This window comes from Mesorhizobium sp. P2_D6, from assembly GCF_056404315.1.
On the sequence record NZ_JBFUEG010000008.1, the window covers coordinates 89,306 to 106,008 of the forward strand.

At 63.5% G+C, this 16,703-nt stretch carries 15 protein-coding genes and 1 other RNA gene; 2 read left to right on the forward strand and 14 right to left on the reverse strand.

The genetic code is table 11. The annotated features are described in order from the left end of the window. Positions 1 to 161: 161 nt before the first annotated feature. The 12 genes from murB to mraZ are packed head-to-tail and all read right to left on the reverse strand — an operon-like array spanning position 162 to position 13,863. Complete coding sequence (murB, locus tag AC1D1L_RS18425) at positions 162 to 1,127, reverse strand: UDP-N-acetylmuramate dehydrogenase (protein ID WP_436260624.1); 966 nt, start codon at positions 1,125 to 1,127, stop codon at positions 162 to 164. Further along, entirely contained in the window at positions 1,124 to 2,530 is a 1,407-nt protein-coding gene (murC, locus tag AC1D1L_RS18430; protein ID WP_352583902.1) for a UDP-N-acetylmuramate--L-alanine ligase, read from the reverse strand. Before murC ends, murB begins: the two co-directional genes overlap by 4 nt. Further along, complete coding sequence (murG, locus tag AC1D1L_RS18435) at positions 2,530 to 3,654, reverse strand: undecaprenyldiphospho-muramoylpentapeptide beta-N-acetylglucosaminyltransferase (RefSeq protein ID WP_477342907.1); 1,125 nt, start codon at positions 3,652 to 3,654, stop codon at positions 2,530 to 2,532. The genes murC and murG overlap by 1 nt, the downstream gene beginning before the upstream one ends. Before the next feature lies 1 nt (position 3,655). Then, the gene (gene ftsW / locus AC1D1L_RS18440) at positions 3,656 to 4,807 is read right to left on the reverse strand and encodes a putative lipid II flippase FtsW (protein ID WP_112560384.1); all 1,152 of its coding nucleotides are present in this window, start codon (positions 4,805 to 4,807) and stop codon (positions 3,656 to 3,658) included. Next, positions 4,807 to 6,207: a UDP-N-acetylmuramoyl-L-alanine--D-glutamate ligase gene (gene murD, locus AC1D1L_RS18445; protein ID WP_477342908.1), complete on the reverse strand. Its 1,401-nt coding sequence runs from the start codon at positions 6,205 to 6,207 to the stop codon at positions 4,807 to 4,809. Before murD ends, ftsW begins: the two co-directional genes overlap by 1 nt. 8 nt (positions 6,208 to 6,215) lie before the next feature. Next, positions 6,216 to 7,298 (reverse strand): phospho-N-acetylmuramoyl-pentapeptide-transferase, encoded by a 1,083-nt coding sequence (gene mraY, locus AC1D1L_RS18450; protein ID WP_112560382.1) that lies wholly within the window; start codon positions 7,296 to 7,298, stop codon positions 6,216 to 6,218. 18 nt (positions 7,299 to 7,316) lie between these two features. After that, positions 7,317 to 8,750 carry a UDP-N-acetylmuramoylalanyl-D-glutamyl-2,6-diaminopimelate--D-alanyl-D-alanine ligase gene (locus AC1D1L_RS18455; protein WP_477342909.1) on the reverse strand — a complete coding sequence of 478 codons (1,434 nt, stop codon included), beginning with the start codon at positions 8,748 to 8,750 and terminating at the stop codon, positions 7,317 to 7,319. Then, positions 8,747 to 10,201 (reverse strand): UDP-N-acetylmuramoyl-L-alanyl-D-glutamate--2,6-diaminopimelate ligase, encoded by a 1,455-nt coding sequence (locus AC1D1L_RS18460; RefSeq protein WP_477342910.1) that lies wholly within the window; start codon positions 10,199 to 10,201, stop codon positions 8,747 to 8,749. Before AC1D1L_RS18460 ends, AC1D1L_RS18455 begins: the two co-directional genes overlap by 4 nt. Positions 10,202 to 10,255: 54 nt before the next feature. Beyond that, positions 10,256 to 11,980, reverse strand: a complete 1,725-nt coding sequence (locus AC1D1L_RS18465) for a peptidoglycan D,D-transpeptidase FtsI family protein (protein WP_477342911.1) — start codon at positions 11,978 to 11,980, stop codon at positions 10,256 to 10,258. Positions 11,981 to 11,994: 14 nt separating this feature from the next. Next, on the reverse strand, positions 11,995 to 12,387 hold the full coding sequence (gene ftsL / locus AC1D1L_RS18470; RefSeq protein WP_477301192.1) for a cell division protein FtsL: 393 nt from the start codon (positions 12,385 to 12,387) through the stop codon (positions 11,995 to 11,997). Between the two features lie 4 nt (positions 12,388 to 12,391). Continuing rightward, complete coding sequence (gene rsmH, locus AC1D1L_RS18475; protein WP_477342912.1) at positions 12,392 to 13,408, reverse strand: 16S rRNA (cytosine(1402)-N(4))-methyltransferase RsmH; 1,017 nt, start codon at positions 13,406 to 13,408, stop codon at positions 12,392 to 12,394. Then, positions 13,405 to 13,863 carry a division/cell wall cluster transcriptional repressor MraZ gene (gene mraZ, locus AC1D1L_RS18480; protein ID WP_477231532.1) on the reverse strand — a complete coding sequence of 153 codons (459 nt, stop codon included), beginning with the start codon at positions 13,861 to 13,863 and terminating at the stop codon, positions 13,405 to 13,407. The genes rsmH and mraZ overlap by 4 nt, the downstream gene beginning before the upstream one ends. On the opposite strand from mraZ, the gene AC1D1L_RS18485 reads away from it, so the two are divergent. Both AC1D1L_RS18485 and AC1D1L_RS18490 read left to right on the forward strand, forming a co-directional pair. After that, entirely contained in the window at positions 13,862 to 14,158 is a 297-nt protein-coding gene (locus AC1D1L_RS18485; RefSeq protein ID WP_477342913.1) for a hypothetical protein, read from the forward strand. The genes mraZ and AC1D1L_RS18485 overlap by 2 nt on opposite strands. A gap of 111 nt (positions 14,159 to 14,269) precedes the next feature. After that, positions 14,270 to 15,385, forward strand: coding sequence for a cystathionine gamma-lyase (locus AC1D1L_RS18490; RefSeq protein ID WP_477342914.1), 1,116 nt, complete (start codon positions 14,270 to 14,272; stop codon positions 15,383 to 15,385). Between the two features lie 62 nt (positions 15,386 to 15,447). Here AC1D1L_RS18490 and rnpB read toward each other — a convergent pair. Together rnpB and AC1D1L_RS18500 are read right to left on the reverse strand one after the other, a co-directional pair. Next, positions 15,448 to 15,845, reverse strand: an RNA gene (gene rnpB / locus AC1D1L_RS18495) — RNase P RNA component class A. Positions 15,846 to 15,895: 50 nt separating this feature from the next. Next, a complete protein-coding gene (locus AC1D1L_RS18500; protein WP_477342915.1) occupies positions 15,896 to 16,600 on the reverse strand; it encodes a lytic transglycosylase domain-containing protein in 705 nt (234 codons plus the stop codon). Between the last annotated feature and the right edge of the window lie 103 nt (positions 16,601 to 16,703).

Consider the following 16,703-nt stretch of genomic DNA (forward strand, 5'->3'; position numbering starts at 1 on the left):
GAGAATCAGAGAGTTGATTCGCTGGCAAGTGCTTATGATTCCGACAGATTCACTTTCCGCGAAAACGGCGGCAAAAACCGTGTTGTGAGTCTTTCGGGCAACGGTCGCGCTGTTGTTTCAGACCGTTTGAAGTTCAAGCATCACATGAACTTCAGCTCGCGCTAAAGGAGCTGTCCGAGGAATTCCTGCACCGCGTGGCCGGGGCGGAAATTGCCGAGGCGCTTGATTTCCCACTGCAGCCGGATGCCGGAATTTACAAGCACGCGGGCGCGCACCGTCTCGCCGAGATATTCGAGGTCGTAGCCGGTCGCGGTTCCGGTGTTGATCATGAAGTTGCAGTGCATCGGCGACATCTGCGCGCCGCCGATCATCAGTCCACGGCAGCCGGCCTTGTCGATCTCCTTCCAGGCCGAGGTGCCTTCCGGATTCTTGAAGGTCGAGCCGCCAGTCTTCTCGCGGATCGGCTGCACCGTCTCGCGATGCGTCTGGACGGCATCCATCGCCGCCTTGATCGCCGCCTTGTCTTCCGGCACGCCTTCGAAAATGGCGGAGGTGAAGATCAGCCCGGCAGGTGCTGCCGAGTGACGATAGGCATAGCCCATGTCTTCATTGCTCAGCGTGTGCAGATTGCCCTTGCGGTCGAGCGCCCGCACCTCTACGACCCGCTCTCGTGTCTCAACGCCATTGGCGCCGGCATTCATTCTCAGCGCGCCACCGATGGCGCCGGGAATGCCGTGATAGAAATGAAAGCCGCCAATGCCGGCCTCATAGGCGACGGCCGCAACGCGTTTGTCCGGCGTCGCAGCGCCCGCCTTGATGCCGGTCGGCGATATGACCTCGGCTTCGCCAAAACCCTTGGCCGAAAGCCTGATGACGAAACCCGGAATACCGCCGTCGCGCACCAGGAGGTTAGAGCCGACGCCGACGACGGTGAGCGGGATCTCCTCCGGCACGGCGCGCAGGAAGGCGGCAAGATCTTCCTCGTCAGCCGGCTGGAACAGCACCTCGGCCAGCCCTCCGGCGCGGAACCAGGTGATCTTGTCCATCTCGGCATTGGGCGTGATGCGACCACGCAGGCCGGCAAGTCGGTCGCCAAGTCTGTCGATCAGATCCTGGCCGCGCATCATGAGACCGCACCGCCAAGTTCCCTGGGCAGCGCATAGGCCCATTGGGTGATGTTACCGGCGCCGAGGAAGACAACGAAGTCGCCGGACTTGGCCAATTCGCGGATGGTGGGGGCGATGGCAGCGGCACTGTCGATATATCGCGCATCGCGGTGACCGCCGGAGCGGATGCGCGACACCAGCGCCTCCGAACTCACGCCGTCGATCGGCTCTTCGCCCGCTGCATAGACCGGGGCCACCATCACCGTGTCGGCATCGTTGAAGCAGACCGAGAATTCGTCGAACAGATCGTGCAGGCGGGTGAAGCGGTGCGGCTGCGCGATGGCGATGACGCGGCCCTTGGTGGCGCTGCGCGCCGCCTTCAGCACCGCTGTGATCTCGACCGGGTGGTGACCATAATCGTCGAAGATCTCGACGCCATTCCACGAACCCGTGTGGGTGAAGCGCCGCTTGACGCCGGCAAAGGACGACAGCCCCTTCTTGATCGCCTCTGCCGAAAGGCCGAGCTCATGCGCGACCGCAATCGCGGCCGTCGCATTGGAGACATTGTGGCGGCCGGGCATCGGCAGGCGCAAGTCCGATATCGTCGTCTGGCCGCCGGTTTTGCGGTCGCGGATCACCACGTCGAACTCGGAGGCAGCACCGGCCATGCGATGGTTGGTGAAGCGCACATCGGCCTGCGCGTTCTCGCCATAGGTGATGACGCGGCGGTCCTCGATGCGGCTGACCAGCGCCTGCACCTCCGGGTGGTCGGTGCACATCACGCCAAAGCCGTAGAATGGCACGTTCTCGACGAACTGGCGAAAGGCCTCTCGCACCTTGTCGAAGCTGCCATAGTGGTCGAGATGCTCGGGATCGATGTTGGTGACGACGGCAATTTCGGCCGGCAGCTTGAGGAAAGTGCCGTCGCTCTCGTCGGCTTCGACCACCATCCATTCGCCATCGCCCATACGGGCATTGGTGCCATAGGCATTGATGATGCCGCCATTGATAACCGTCGGGTCGAGCCCGCCGGCGTCGAGCAGCGTCGCCACCATCGAGGTTGTCGTCGTCTTGCCATGCGTGCCGCCGATGGCGACGGCCTGGCGGAAGCGCATCAGTTCGGCCAGCATCTCGGCGCGGCGCACGATCGGCAAAAGCTTCTCGCGCGCTGCTTTCAGCTCCGGATTGGATTTCTTGATCGCGGTCGACACCACCACCACTTCGGCGGCGCCGATATTCTCGGCCTTGTGGCCGACGAAGCATTCGATGCCCTTGTCGCGCAGCCGCTGCACATTGGCGCTGTCGGCCTGGTCGGAGCCCTGCACCTTGTAGCCGAGATTGTGCAGCACCTCGGCGATGCCGCTCATGCCGATGCCGCCAATGCCGATGAAATGCACAAGGCCGATGGTCTGCGGCATCTTCATCAATGCGTCCCTTTCCTGAAATCCGATACGGTTTTTCTGGACGCAATAGCCTCTGTGAGATCGGCGAGCAACCGTGCCGCGTCCGGCCGGCCGGCTGACTTTGCGCCGGCAGCCATGGCCGCCAGCCGCTCGGGATTGTCCATCAGCCCGCCAACAAGCGCCGCGATGCGCTCGGGCGACAGCGACGATTGCGGATGCACCTCGCCGCCGCCGGCTGCGGCAAGAGCGGCTGCATTCGCCGCCTGGTCATGGTCCAGCGCATGGGGATAAGGCACCAGCAGCGCCGGCCGGCCGATGACAGCAATCTCGGAGACCGTCGAGGCGCCGGAGCGCGAGATCACCAGATGCGCGGTGGCCATGCGCTGTGCCATATCGGTGAAGAAGGGCGAGACCTCGACATGGACGCCAAGGGCCGCATAGCCCGTCTTCACCCGCGCCACGTCGTCGGCGCGGGCCTGCTGGGTGATCACCAGCCGCTTGCGTTGCGCATCCGGCAGAAGTGCGACCGCCGCCGGCATGGCGTCGGAAAAGAACTGCGCGCCCTGGCTGCCGCCGAACACCAATAGCCGGAACGGCTCTTCCCCTTGGGATGCCATGTACGGCGTCTTTGCTGCTTCCAAAATCGGCGGCCTGACCGGATTGCCTGTTATCACCGTCTTGGCGCCGGCAGCACTTTCATCTTCGGGCAGGAAGCCGCCGGCAATGGCATCGACACGGCTGGACAGCGCCCGGTTGGCGCGGCCCATCACCGCATTCTGTTCGTGGATCAGCGTCGGCACCTTGCGCCGTGTCGCCGCATAAAGCGGCGGCAGGGTCGGATAACCGCCGAAGCCGACGACCGCGTCAGGTTTGATCCTGCCGATGACAGCGGAGGCCTGGCGCACGCCGCGCCAAATCTTCCAGAACGCGCCAAGCAACGCGACAGGGTTTTTCGAGCCCATGGTCGCCGACTGGATCGGATGGATGGCGGCGGCCGGGAAGTGGCCGGCAAACCGCTCCGCGCGGTCGTCGGTTGCCAGATGCACGCTCCAGCCGCGTTCGATCAGCTCATGCGCCAGCGCCTCGGCCGGAAACAGATGTCCGCCGGTTCCGCCCGCCGCGAGAAGAATGACACCGCGCGCCATATCACTCCGCCGGCAAAGCACGCTGCGACAGGGCAAAGCCCATCTGCTTGCGCTTTTCCGGTCGCTTGCGCGTCAAGGCCAGCACCATGCCCATCGAGATGGCAATCGCGATCTGCGAGGAGCCGCCATAGGAGATGAAAGGCAGAGTCATGCCCTTGGCCGGCATCAGCTGCAGATTGACGCACATGTTGATGACGGACTGCAGGCCGAACACGGTGACAAGGCCGCCGACGGCATAGCGGGTGAAATCGTCATGCTCCTTCAGCGCCGTGTTGAGGCCGCGCAGCACGATGAAGGCGAAGATCGACATGATGAAGAAGCACATGATCAGCCCGAACTCTTCGCCGGCGACCGAAAACACGAAATCGGCATGCGCATCGGGGATGACGCGCTTGACCGTGCCCTCGCCCGGTCCGACGCCGAACCAGTGGCCGTTGATCAGCGCCTCGCGGCCCATATCGACCTGGAACGTGTCGCCTTCGCCGGTCAGGAACTTGTCGATGCGGGCGGCGACATGCGGGAACACCGTATAGGCGGCAAACAGGCCGCTGGCGCCGGTGGCGCCAAGCGCGATGATCCACAGCCATGGCAGGCCGGCCATGAAGAACATGACGCCCCAGGTGCCGGTCACCAGCATGGTCTGGCCAAGATCGGGCTGCGCCACCAAAAGCGAGATGACCAGGATCAAAAGCAGCATCGCGAACAAATTGCCTGGAATGTCAGGCTGGCGCTTGTGTTCGGCAAACAGCCACGCGCAGACGATGACAAAGGCAGGTTTCAAAAATTCCGACGGCTGGATCGACATGCCGACAAACGACACCCAGCGCCGCGCGCCCTTCACTTCGACGCCGATGTAGAGCACCGCCACCATCAGCACCAGCATGATGCACAGGATGACCAACGCCATGCGCCGAATCTGCCGCGATTCCAGGAATGAGACCGCCAGCATCACGCCAAGCGCCGGCACGGTGAAGATGATCTGCCTGGTGGCAAAGTGGAAACTGTCGAGGCCGATGCGTTCGGCCACCGCTGGGCTTGCCGCGAAGGAGAGCACGATGCCTAAGCCCATCAGCGACAGGAATGCCGCCAGGAACCAGCGATCGATCGTCCACCACCAGGTTGCAACCGGGCTTTTGTCGAGACGGCTTTGCATTATCGTGCCCCTCCGATGGGTTTCACGCCCTCGATAGCATTCGCAGCTTGCCTGAAGGCTTCGCCGCGAACTTCGAAATTCTTGAACTGGTCGAAGCTGGCGCAGGCCGGCGACAGCAGCACCACCACCTCGCCGCTATCATCCTCGGCCGCGTCGCTCGCGGCATGGTCGACCGCGGCGGCCAGCGTGCCCGAGATTTCATAGGGCACGGCTTCGCCGAGCGTCGCCGAAAAGGCAGGCGCCGCCTCGCCGATCAGATAGGCCTTGGCGATGCGCGGGAAGAAACCGCGCAGCGGCTCGATACCGCCTTCCTTGGGCAGCCCGCCGGCGATCCAGTAGATGCGCGGAAAACTCGACAGCGCCGGTGCCGCCGCATCGGCATTGGTCGCCTTGGAATCGTTGACGAACAGCACGTGGTCCTTGCGGCCGACCTGCTCCATGCGATGCGCAAGGCCCGGGAAGCTCTCGAGCCCCGCCTGTATCTCGCCGAGGCTTAAGCCTACCTTGAGGCAGGCGGCAACTGCGGCAAGTGCGTTCTGCGCATTGTGCTGGCCGCGCAGCGAACCGATGCCTTCGAGGAAAGCGACGCGGCTATAGCGGCCATGCACGGCTTCCATCAGATTGGAGCCGTCGGCGAAATAGCCATCGGTCAGCGGCAGCCGCTTGGAGATGCGGATAACCTGCCTGCCCGCCCGTTCCAGCCGGTCGGCGATCTGCGCGCACCAGGAATCGTCGACGCCGACGATGGCGGTCTCGCTGCCGGCGACCAGCCGCTCCTTGATCGAAGCGTAGTGCTGCATGGTGCCATGGCGGTCGAGATGATCGGGCGTCAGATTGAGCAGGATGCCGGCCGTCGGATTGATCGAGGGCGCCAGGTCGATCTGGTAGGACGAGCATTCGACGACATAGTGCCGGTCCGCCTGCGGCGGATCGAGCGTCATGATGGCACGGCCGATATTGCCGCCCATCTGCGTGTCGCGGTCTGCCGATTTCAGGATATGCGCAGTCAGCGCCGTGGTCGTCGACTTGCCGTTGGTGCCGGTGATGGCGATCAAGGGGGCTGTGGGCGCGCGCGCGATCCGCTCGCGGCAGAACAGCTCGATGTCGCCGATCACCTCGACGCCGGCGCCGCGCGCCAGTTCCACCGTCCAGTGCGGCTTGGGATGGGTCAGCGGTACGCCGGGCGACAGCACGAAGGCCGAGAATTTCGCCCAATCGGCGCCGCGCAGATCGGCGGTAGCAATGCCCTGGCCGGCGGCCTTGGCGACGCTGTCGGGATTGTCGTCCCAGCCCAGAACGTCGGCCCCGCCCTCGATCAGCGCGCGCGCCGTGGCGACCCCCGAGCCACCGAGCCCGAAGAGCGAAACGCGTTTGCCCGAAAAGGATGCGGCGGGGATCAAGCGGGCTCCTATCTCAGCTTGAGGGTCGACAGGCCGACCAGCGCCAGGATGACGGCGATGATCCAGAAGCGGATCACCACCTGGCTTTCGGTCCAGCCGAGTTTTTCGAAATGATGGTGGATCGGCGCCATCAGGAAGACGCGCTTGCCGGTCATCTTGAAGTAACCGACCTGAATGATGACCGACAGGATTTCCACGACAAACAATCCGCCGACAATGACCAGCACGATCTCATGCTTGGTGGCGACCGCAACCGTGCCGATCAGGCCGCCCATGGCCAGCGAACCGGTGTCGCCCATGAAGATCGCCGCCGGCGGCGCGTTGAACCAGAGGAAGCCGAGGCCGGCGCCTATGACGGCGCCGAGCACAACGGCCAGTTCACCGGTGCCGGGCACGAAATGAATCTGAAGATATTCGGCGAACACCGCATTGCCGGAGAGGTAGGCGATGACTCCAAAGGACGCCGCCGCGATCATGATCGGCACGATCGCCAGCCCATCGAGGCCATCGGTCAAATTCACCGCATTGCCGGCGCCGACAATGACGAAGCAGGAGAACGGCACGAAGAACCAGCCGAGATTGACGATGAATTCCTTGGCGAAGGGAAAGGTCAGCGACGATGAGAACGGCGCCTGGCCATTATGCATGATCACCCAGGCAGCGATGCCGGCGATGACGAATTCCAGCGCCAGCCGCGCCTTGCCGGAAAAGCCGAGATGCGACTGCTTCGTCACCTTGAGATAGTCGTCGTAAAACCCGATCGAACCGAAGCCCAGCGTCACCAGAAGCACCACCCAGACATAGATGCTGGAGAGGTTCGCCCACAGAAGCGACGAGCCAATGATGCCGCACAGGATCATCAGCCCGCCCATGGTCGGCGTGCCGGCCTTCTTGAAATGCGTCTGCGGCCCGTCGGCGCGAATCGGCTGGCCCTTGCCTTGCCTGAGCCTGAGCGAATTGATGATGGTCGGTCCGAAGATGAAAACGATCAGCGCCGAGGTGATCAGCGCGCCGCCGGTGCGGAAGGTTATGTAGCGGAAGACATTGAAGACCGAGATCTTGTCCGCAAAATCGACGAGCAATGTAAACATGCGATTCCGTCCCCCGGACTAGTTCTGTTTCGCGCCTGCGGCTTCAGCCGGAAATTTGCCGAGCAAGGCATCGACCAGTTTTGAAAAACCGATGCCTTTCGACGATTTGATCATCACCACGTCGCCAGGCTTCAGCGCCGACAGCAATACCGGCTTCAGATCCTCGGCGCCGGCGCGGTAGTCCGTTTCGATCTCGTCGGGCAGGATATCAGCCAGCGCCCGCATCTCCGGGCCGCCAAGAAAGACTTTGCGTGTTTCGGTGCCGACGATCAGATCGGCAAGGGCTGCATGCAGCTTTGCCGAATGTTCGCCGAGCTCGAGCATGTCGCCGAGTACGGCGATCCGGCGGCCCTCGCCTGACACTGGCGTCGCGTTGAGCAGCGCCATGGCGGCACTCATCGACGCCGGATTGGCGTTATAGCTCTCGTCGATCAGCGTGATCGGTCCCCCGGGATGGCGCAGCACGTGGCGCTTGCCGCGGCCGCGCTCGGCAGAGAGATCGGCCAGGGCCCCCACCACCTTGCCGATGTCGGCTTCAACCAGATGCGCCGCGCCGAGAACCGCGAGCACATTCTGCACCATGTGGCGGCCGGGCGCGCCGATGCGGGCAACGATGTCCTGACTGCCGATTCTGGCGGTGATGTCGGAATGATCGGCATGCAGCTCGCATTTGGTAAGCTTATAAGTTGAACGAGCATTTTCGCCGAAGCCGAAGACATGTTCGACGCCGGCGGCGCGCGCCATTTTGTCGAGCAGCTTCCAGCGCCCATCGTCACGGTTGAGCAAGGCAGCACCGCCGGGCTCGATGCCTTCAAAAATCTCTGCCTTGGCCTTGGCGATCTCGTCGAGATTTTTGAAGAAGCCGAGATGTGCGGCGGCGATCAGCGTGACGATGGCGACATGCGGCCGGACCATCTTGACCAGCGGCCGGATCTCGCCGGGATGGTTCATGCCGATCTCGAACACCGCATAGTCGCAATCGTCCGGCATGCGCGCCAGCGTCAGCGGCACACCCCAATGATTGTTGAAGGATTGCGCCGAGGCATGCACCTTGCCGACGGCCGACAGGACATGGCGCAGCGCTTCCTTGGTGGTGGTCTTGCCGGCAGAGCCGGTCACCGCGATGATCTTCGCCTTGGAACGCTCGCGCGCGGCGACGCCAAGTTTTTCGAGTGCCGTCAGCACATCCTGCACGACGATCATCGGCGCCGTCAGTCGCCCGAGCGATGGCAGTTTGCCTTCGGCGACAACCAGAACGCCGGCGCCGGCCTTGATCGCCGCGGTCGCGAAATCATGGCCGTCCATCGCCTCGCCTTTGATGGCGAAGAAGGCGTCGCCCGGCTGCAGGCTGCGGCTGTCGATCGAGATCCCCGATATGCCCTCCGGCATTGGCCCGAGCGGCCGTCCGCCCATGGCGTCAACCAGCGCATCGGCAGTCCAGAGCACGCTCATGCGGCCCGCTCCCGCAACGCCGAGCGAACTTCCTCATGGTCTGAGAAAGGTAATGTCTCGGCGCCGATAGTCTGACCTTCTTCGTGACCCTTGCCGGCAACGATCAGCGTGTCGCCGGCCTTGAGCATGGCGACGGCATCGTGGATCGCCTTGCGGCGGTCGCCGATCTCGATGGCGCCGGGCGCCGCCGTCAGGATCGCGGCGCGGATCGTTTCCGGCACTTCCGAACGCGGATTGTCATCGGTGACGATGACGACATCGGCAAGCCGTGTGGCGATCTCGCCCATGATCGGCCTTTTTCCCCGGTCGCGGTCGCCGCCGCAGCCGAACACGACAATGACGCGGCCGGTGGTGAACGGGCGCACAGCAGCCAGCACATTTTCCAGCGCATCCGGCTTGTGGGCATAGTCGACATAGACCGGCGCGCCATTGGCAGTCGCGCCGACAAGGTCAAGCCGGCCCGGTGCCCCCTGGAGTTTCTCCAATGCCATCAAGGCCTTGGCGACTGGCGTTCCAGTGGAAATCGCCAGGCCCGCCGAAACCAGGGCGTTGGCGATCTGGAAGTCGCCGGCCAGCGGCAGGTCGATTTCGTAGAGCACGCCATCGGCTTCGACCTCGGCGCGCTGGCGGTGGCGCTCGTGCTCGACCCGCTTCAGCTTGAGGAAATCGCCGTGGCGGCCGACCGTCAGCACTTTGAGCCCGGCCGCCTGCGCTGCCTTAACCGTCGGCGCAGACCACGGATCGTCGGCAAAGATGATGGCCGGCGCGCCTTTCGACAGCAGTGTGTCGAACAGGCGCAATTTTGCGCGGTGATAGTCCTCGACCGTCGGATGGTAGTCCATATGGTCGCGGCCGAGATTGGTGAAACCACCGGCGGCGAGCTTGACGCCATCGAGGCGGCGCTGGTCGAGACCGTGGCTGGAAGCTTCCATCGATGCGTGCGTGACGCCGGCCTCAGCCAATTCCTTGAGCAATTGGTGCAAAGCCACTGGATCGGGCGTGGTCAGCGAGCCATACTCGTTGCGGCCCGGCGCCACCACGCCGGTGGTGCCGATCGAAGCGGCGGCAAAACCGGCCTGCTCCCAGATCTGCCTGGTAAAGGCGGCGACCGACGTCTTGCCTGCGGTGCCGGTCACCGCGACCATGGTTTCAGGCTGCTTGCCGAAGAAACGCGCGGCGCTCAGCGCCAGCGCCAGACGCGGATCATCGACGCTCAGCACCGGAACCGACAGGCCGGCTATCGCGCTGGCCTTACCCACGACAACCGCTGCCGCGCCGCGTTTTGCCGCATCGACGGCATAGGCGGCGCCGTCCGCCTTGCTGCCGGCGAGCGCGAAAAAGACGACGCCGGGTTTGACCTGGCGGGAATCCGACGAAATCCCGGTTACCTCCAGATCGCGGGACGCTGTTCCCTCGACAGGCAGGATACCGGCTAAATCTTTCAGGTGCATCGAACCCCGTTCATCGCAACAAAATAGCGCGCAGTTGCCGGCGCGCCCTAAGAATCACTGATAGGAAACCAGCGTTGCACCATTTTCATGGCTGAAATCTGGCTTCACGCCAAGCATGGCCGCTGCTCGCCGGATGATATTGCCGGCCATAACCCCCGCATTGTTGGCGGCAACGTCGGTCATCCCGGGCTTTTCCGGGTGCGGAGCATCGGCAATCGTAAACACCAGATATTGCGGATCGTCCATCGGGAAAGCGGCGACGAAGGTGTTGAAATTCAGTTCCTTGGAGTAGCGGCCATTGATGACCTTCTCAGCCGTTCCGGTTTTGCCGCCAACACGGTAGCCGGGGGCCCGGGCGTTTCTGGCCGAGCCCTTCTCGGCATTGAGCGTGTAGAGGTAGCGCATGCCCTCCACCGTCTTTTCGCTGACCACTCTCTTGGCCACCGCCATGGCTTCCTGCTCGCTGCGGACCAGGAATGTCGGCTGGATCAGGTAGCCCTGCATCAGCGCCGCGCAGCCGACAGCGGCCTGCAGCGGTGTCGTCGACACGCCATGGCCGAAGGCGATGGTGAAGGAGTTGACCTGTTTCCAGACCTTGGGCTCGGTCGGGCGCGCGACTTCAGGCAGTTCGGTCTGCATCCTGTCCAGAATACCGAGGCGATGCAGGAATTCGCGATGCCCCTCGATGCCGACCATTTCGGCCTCGCGGGCCGATCCGATGTTGGAGGAGTAGAGGAACACTTCCGGCAGCGACAGCACGCGGTTCTTGCCGTGGAAATCGTGGATCGCCTGATGGCCGACACGGATCGGATGCGACGCGTCGAAACGGCTATTCATGTTGGCCTTGCCGGAATCGAGCGCCATCGCCGAGGTGAAGCTCTTGAAGGTCGAGCCCATTTCGTAGAGGCCGGCGGACATGCGATTCAGGCGGTCCTTGTCCTGCGCATTGTAGGGATTGTTCGGATCGAAATCCGGCACCGAGGCCATGGCCACCACTTCACCGGTCTTGATGTTGAGCACGACGGCGCCGGCGCCCATGGCGCGATAGCGTTCGAGGCCGGCGGCGATCTCGTCGCGCACCACGTGCTGGACGCGCAGGTCGATCGAAAGCTGCACCGGCTTCAGGTCTTTTGCCACCGCGAGGCCAGAGGCCTGCAAGTCGCTTAGGCCCTGCTCGTCAATGTACTTCTCCATGCCGGAGATGCCCTGATTGTCGATGTTGGTGAGGCCGACAATGTAGGACGAGGTCACGCCTGCCGGATAGAAGCGGCGCTTTTCGGTGCGAAAGCCTATGCCGGGAATGCCGAGCTGCATGATGTCGGCCTGCTGCTTGGGCGTCAGTTGCCGCTGCAGCCAGACGAAGCCGGCGCCGCTCTTCAGCTTGTGATAAGTCTGCTCGGGGTCGATGTCAGGCAGAATGGTCGACAGCTTTTCGATCGCCTCGTCGGCATCGACGATGCGGCGCGGCTCGGCAAACAGCGATGCCGTCTTGATGTCGGTCGCCAGCACCTCACCGTTGCGGTCGACGATATCGGGCCGCGATGCCGTCACCCGGCTCTGCGGCCCGTTCGACATGTCGGGGTTCTGGAAACCGAGATAGACCAGCCGCCCGGCGATGGTCGAATAGATGCCGAAGAAGACCGCCATCGTCATGATGATGCGGGTCTTGGCCTTGCCGCCGGTCGCCTTGCGCGCACCCTCGACGACGATCGAGCCGTCCTCGCCGGTCCTTGCGCGCCGCTTCAGCAACCCACCGATCTTCGGGAGCTTGACGCTCATTGGAAACCCGACGGTCATTGGACGATGGCTCCGGTCACGACGGGATCCTTGCCGGCTGGTTCTTTGCCGGAGATATCGGCCATACCGCCAAGCCGCTGCGACGACAGGTCCTCGATGTTGAGCGGTTTTGCCGGCAGGTCGTCGATCCCGACGATCTGCCGCGCATTGACCGGCTCGAGTGCGAGCTGCGATTTGTAGGTTTCAGCCAGCTTCTGCAGGCGCGACGGCTGGGTCAGCAGGCTCCAGTCGGCCTTGAGCAGATCGATCGTGTCCTCCTCATAGCGGATCTGCGCCTCGATCTTCTGCACCGAAGCCAGTTGTTCCTCGGCCTCGCGCTTGGCCTTGTAGGTCAGGGCCGCGGCCGAGACCATGACGGCGATCAGGACTATGTCGCTGGTTCGAAACAATTGTTCACCTCTCTCGCGGCGCCTGGATGCCGGGAAGCTTTGGAAGGCCGAAAATCGAAAGATCGCCGGCGCGGGCCGGCGCCTCGGTGCGGATCGCAGCGCGAAGCCTGGCCGAGCGCGCCCGCGGATTGGCTGCTATTTCAGCGTCGCCGGGCGTCACGCCGCCACCGGCCTTGCGGAAGGTGGCGCTGCGTGCATGCGCCTCGGGCATATGGCGCGAGCCAGTCACCGCGTCGGCGCGGTCGGCGATGAAGCGCTTGACGATGCGGTCTTCCAGCGAATGGAACGTCACCACGGCAAGCCGCCCGCCGGGCTTCAGCACGCGTTCGGACGCCACCAAGGCTTTGGCCAGTTCGCCAAGCTCGTCATTGACGAAAATGCGCAGCGCCTGGAAGACGCGGGTGGCGGGATGGATCTTGTCCTTCGGCGCGCGACCGATATGCGTCTCGATGGCATCGGCAAGGTCGAGCGTACGCTCGAACGGGCGTTTTTCGCGCCGGCTCTCGATCATGCGGGCGATTCGGCCGGCGTTGCGCTCCTCGCCAAGGAAGCCGAAGATGCGGGCAAGATCGCCCGTCTTGAACGAATTAACGACATCGGCAGCGCTCAAGCCGGCCTGTGCCATGCGCATGTCGAGCGGCCCGTCGGCGCGGAACGAAAAGCCGCGTTCGGCCTGGTCGACCTGCATGGAGGAAATGCCGATGTCGAGCACAACGCCGTCGGCGCTTTCGACCTGCTCGTCCAGCGTCGAGAACGGCGCTTGCACCAGCCTCAGCCTGCCGCCGGATTGCTGTTCCAGGGTCCGCCCCGCGGCGATGGCGTCCGGATCGCGATCGATCGCCACCACCGAGGCGCCGCTCGCCAGGATCGCCTTGGTGTAGCCGCCAGCGCCGAAGGTACCGTCGACGATCACATCGCCAGCTTTGGGCGAGAGCGCTTCCAGCACTTCGCCAAGGAGGACCGGAATGTGACGGACCGATCCGCCAACGGCGCTGATATCATCGCCGTGATCCGACATCATTCCGGTCGCTCCCCAGGCTTCGTCCCCTGCCGAAGCTGCAAAAGCCGGGCGCGCGCCTGCGCCCCATAGGCGGCAAGCCGCCCGGGTTCCCAAACTTGAAAGAAATTGCCGCGACCGACAAAAGCCACTTCGCTCGAGATGCCCGTATGCTCGCGGATGAAATCGGTCATCGTGATGCGGCCGTCCTGATCGAGTTTCAGGAACGTCCCGTCGCCATGGCAGAAGAACGACATGTCGTCCGCCGTCTGCAGGAAAGGATCCTCCAGCGCGATGCGCTGCTCGTAGCGGTCGAGCAGGTCGAGCCCGCCGACATCCATCGCCGGGACATCCAGGCCGCGCAGCGCGTAGAGCTCCGAATAGCCGCGTTTCTGCACGACCGCGCGGAAATGCGCCGGAACGGAGACCCGCCCCTTCGCATCGATCCTGTTCACCGCGCTTGACAGAAACCGGTCCATGACACTCTACAGCGGCTTCCGCCGCCGCACCCCTCTCCATGTTTTCGTCCGCGCCAGTGAGGCACGTCCCCTGCCGAAAATCTGCTTCGGTCCCAACGGCAAAACCCTGCAAACGCACAGCCGCCGCGGCTGCCCGATTGGCGTACGCTTTACCTTGACGCGGAACGAAGGCTTTGGTGTCGAAATGGGATATCATGGGGCACTATGGGCGTCAACGGGATCAGGCTTCACAAACGCGCGCGCCACAACCGGTGAGAGCAGCTTTGACGACGCTCGCGTCTTTATCGTCCATTAAGCCTAACGAAGCGTTTAGAGCGGCTTGGCCCAACCGGAAGCGGCTTGCCGCGCATCGCTACCGCGCATAGCGTCAGCCGTCTTTCCGCCTAGCAACAAGGTTAGAAAATCCATGTCCGAAACAGCCAGGTCGCGCGCGGCCTCCCTTGCCCATCTGCGTCGCGACGGACTTGCCAAAGGCGACCCCATCCCTTTGCCGCTGACCATGGCTGCCATTTTCCATAATCCAGGCGATGGCGCCGGCTACAGTCAGTACGGTCGCTACAGCAACTCCACCTGGGATGCGGTCGAGCACATGCTGGCGCATCTGGAAGACGCTCCATGCGTCGGCTTCCCCTCGGGAATGGCAGCGATCTCGGCGGTGTTTTTCGGCCTGTTGAAATCGGGCGACCGCGTCCTGCTGCCCTCGGACGGCTATCACGCCACGCGCGCGCTGGCCGAGCGTTTCCTGAAGCCATTCGGCATCACCTATGATCTCAGACCGACATCGACCTTTCTCGACGGCGGCTTCGACGGCTATCGGCTCGTCTACATCGAAACGCCCTCAAATCCGCGATTGGATATTTGCGACATCACGGCCGTCGCCGAGGCTGCGCACCGGGCGGGCGCGATCGTCGTCGTCGACAACACGACGATGACCCCGTTCGGCCAACGCCCGCTGGATCTCGGCGCCGACATCGTCGTTGCCGCCGACACCAAGGCGGCCAACGGCCATTCCGACGTGCTGTTCGGCCATGTCGCCAGCCGCAATCCCGACATGATCGCCGCTGTCACCGGCTGGCGCGAGATGGCGGGCGGCATTCCCGGCCCGTTCGAGGCCTGGCTGGTGCATCGCGGCCTGGAGACGCTGGACGTGCGCTTCGACCGCATGTGCACTTCGGCGGAGGTGATCGCGAAGCGTCTGAAAAACCACCGAGCCGTGAGCGGCCTGCGCTATCCCGGGCTGGAAGGCGACCCGTCGCATAACCTCGCCCGTGCCCAGATGGAGCGCTTCGGCTTCCTCGTCTCCTTCGAACTCGCTTCCGAGGACAAGGCGGAGGATTTCATCAACAATTGCGCACTGATGCAGGCGGCAACGTCCTTCGGCGGCGTCCACACCTCCGCCGAGAGGCGGGCCAAGCGCGGCGACGCCGTTCCGCCCGGCTTCGTTCGCCTGTCCGTCGGTTGCGAGCCGGTGGAAGAACTCTGGCAGGCGATCGAGGCATCGCTGGACAAGATCGGGGCTTGAATCAATAGGCGCGCCCAAGGGCGCAACCTGCTGATCTCAAAAGATCTTCGACATCGTGGAGAATTGCCAGCTGGCCTGTAAGCCGGGTTTTGTATGGCCCTCGCCCCTTGCGGAGCGAGAACGTGGCGGCCATTCATCTTGGGCGCATGTTGCCATGCGCCTCACGCAACCTACCCGGACGGTGGGCCGGAAACAGCCCTCGAAGGTTTCCCCTCGCACCGTCCCTATTCGGTCTTGCTCCCGGTGGGGTTTACCGTGCCGCTCCTGTTGCCAGTCGCGCGGTGGGCTCTTACCCCACCCTTTCACCCTTACCCCGATAAATCGTGGCGGTTTGCTTTCTGTGGCACTTTCCCTGGGGTCGCCCCCGCCGGCCATTAACCGGCACCGTGTCTCCATGGAGCCCGGACTTTCCTCACCCGCAGCCTTTCGGCTTTGCGGGTGCGGCCGCCCGGCCAGCTGGCAGTGCGTATAAAGGGGTTCACGTGCGAAAACGCAAATGAAAAAGCAGACTTATGCCGGCGATCCCAATGCAGCCATCTGCACCTTGACCTTGCCGCAATAGGCGGCCGACACCGGGTTCATCCGCGTCGCGGCATGGCCGGCATTGTATTTCAGGATGGTGCCGCAGGTCGTGCCGCCGCCGAGGTTGCGCGCCATGGCCAGATACTTCATGCCATACTTGATGTTGGTATCGGGATCGAACAGGCCCTTGGCCGAACCGCTGTAACCCATCATCCGCGCCGTTGCCGGCTTGATCTGCATCAGACCGATCTCGCCAGCGCTGCCGACGATGTTGGGCCGGTAGTTGCTCTCGATCTTGATGACCGCCTTGGCCAGCGATACCGGCACGCCTTCGGCCGCCGCATAGCGGGCGATGATCGCCGAATACTGGCCGCCGAGGGCGGCCGCCGCCGTCGACTCTGAAGCGGTGCTTGGGCGGATCGACGCGGTCGTCGTCAGGTCGATGCTCTTCCTGCCGCGCTTCAAATGCCTCTTGGCCGTCGCTTTACTGACCTTCACCACGGCTGCCTTTTGCACTTTGGCAGTGGTTGTCCTCTTGGCTTTCGGGCTCGCTTTCGTCATGGCGGTTTTGGCGGGTGCGGCGATGAAGCCCTGGTCTGCCCTCTGGCTCAGAGGTGCGGCATCGGCCGCATTGAAGGCAAAAGTCATCACGCCGGCAGCAATAGCTGCCGTTACAACGGTCAATTTCTGCATGTGGTCCTGTTCTGTTTGAGCCGCGCGAAGATCTTCACGCAGCAACGCCTAATCAATATCGGGACTTCCGGGGGGATGAAGGCCTGATAACTTGCACGAACTG

What these genes read in the sequence shown, in the direction of transcription:
- AC1D1L_RS18455 (WP_477342909.1), bottom strand. Translation starts at nt 8,750, where the DNA reads ATGAGCGTGCTCTGGACTGCCGATGCGCTGGTTGACGCCATGGGCGGA.
- mraZ (WP_477231532.1), bottom strand. Translation starts at nt 13,863, where the DNA reads ATGGACCGGTTTCTGTCAAGCGCGGTGAACAGGATCGATGCGAAGGGG.
- AC1D1L_RS18500 (WP_477342915.1), bottom strand. Translation starts at nt 16,600, where the DNA reads ATGCAGAAATTGACCGTTGTAACGGCAGCTATTGCTGCCGGCGTGATG.
- ftsW (WP_112560384.1), bottom strand. Translation starts at nt 4,807, where the DNA reads ATGCAAAGCCGTCTCGACAAAAGCCCGGTTGCAACCTGGTGGTGGACG.
- AC1D1L_RS18485 (WP_477342913.1), top strand. Translation starts at nt 13,862, where the DNA reads ATGACACTCTACAGCGGCTTCCGCCGCCGCACCCCTCTCCATGTTTTC.
- mraY (WP_112560382.1), bottom strand. Translation starts at nt 7,298, where the DNA reads ATGTTTACATTGCTCGTCGATTTTGCGGACAAGATCTCGGTCTTCAAT.
- AC1D1L_RS18465 (WP_477342911.1), bottom strand. Translation starts at nt 11,980, where the DNA reads ATGAGCGTCAAGCTCCCGAAGATCGGTGGGTTGCTGAAGCGGCGCGCA.
- rsmH (WP_477342912.1), bottom strand. Translation starts at nt 13,408, where the DNA reads ATGATGTCGGATCACGGCGATGATATCAGCGCCGTTGGCGGATCGGTC.
- AC1D1L_RS18460 (WP_477342910.1), bottom strand. Translation starts at nt 10,201, where the DNA reads ATGCACCTGAAAGATTTAGCCGGTATCCTGCCTGTCGAGGGAACAGCG.
- murC (WP_352583902.1), bottom strand. Translation starts at nt 2,530, where the DNA reads ATGAAGATGCCGCAGACCATCGGCCTTGTGCATTTCATCGGCATTGGC.
- AC1D1L_RS18490 (WP_477342914.1), top strand. Translation starts at nt 14,270, where the DNA reads ATGTCCGAAACAGCCAGGTCGCGCGCGGCCTCCCTTGCCCATCTGCGT.
- murB (WP_436260624.1), bottom strand. Translation starts at nt 1,127, where the DNA reads ATGATGCGCGGCCAGGATCTGATCGACAGACTTGGCGACCGACTTGCC.
- murG (WP_477342907.1), bottom strand. Translation starts at nt 3,654, where the DNA reads ATGGCGCGCGGTGTCATTCTTCTCGCGGCGGGCGGAACCGGCGGACAT.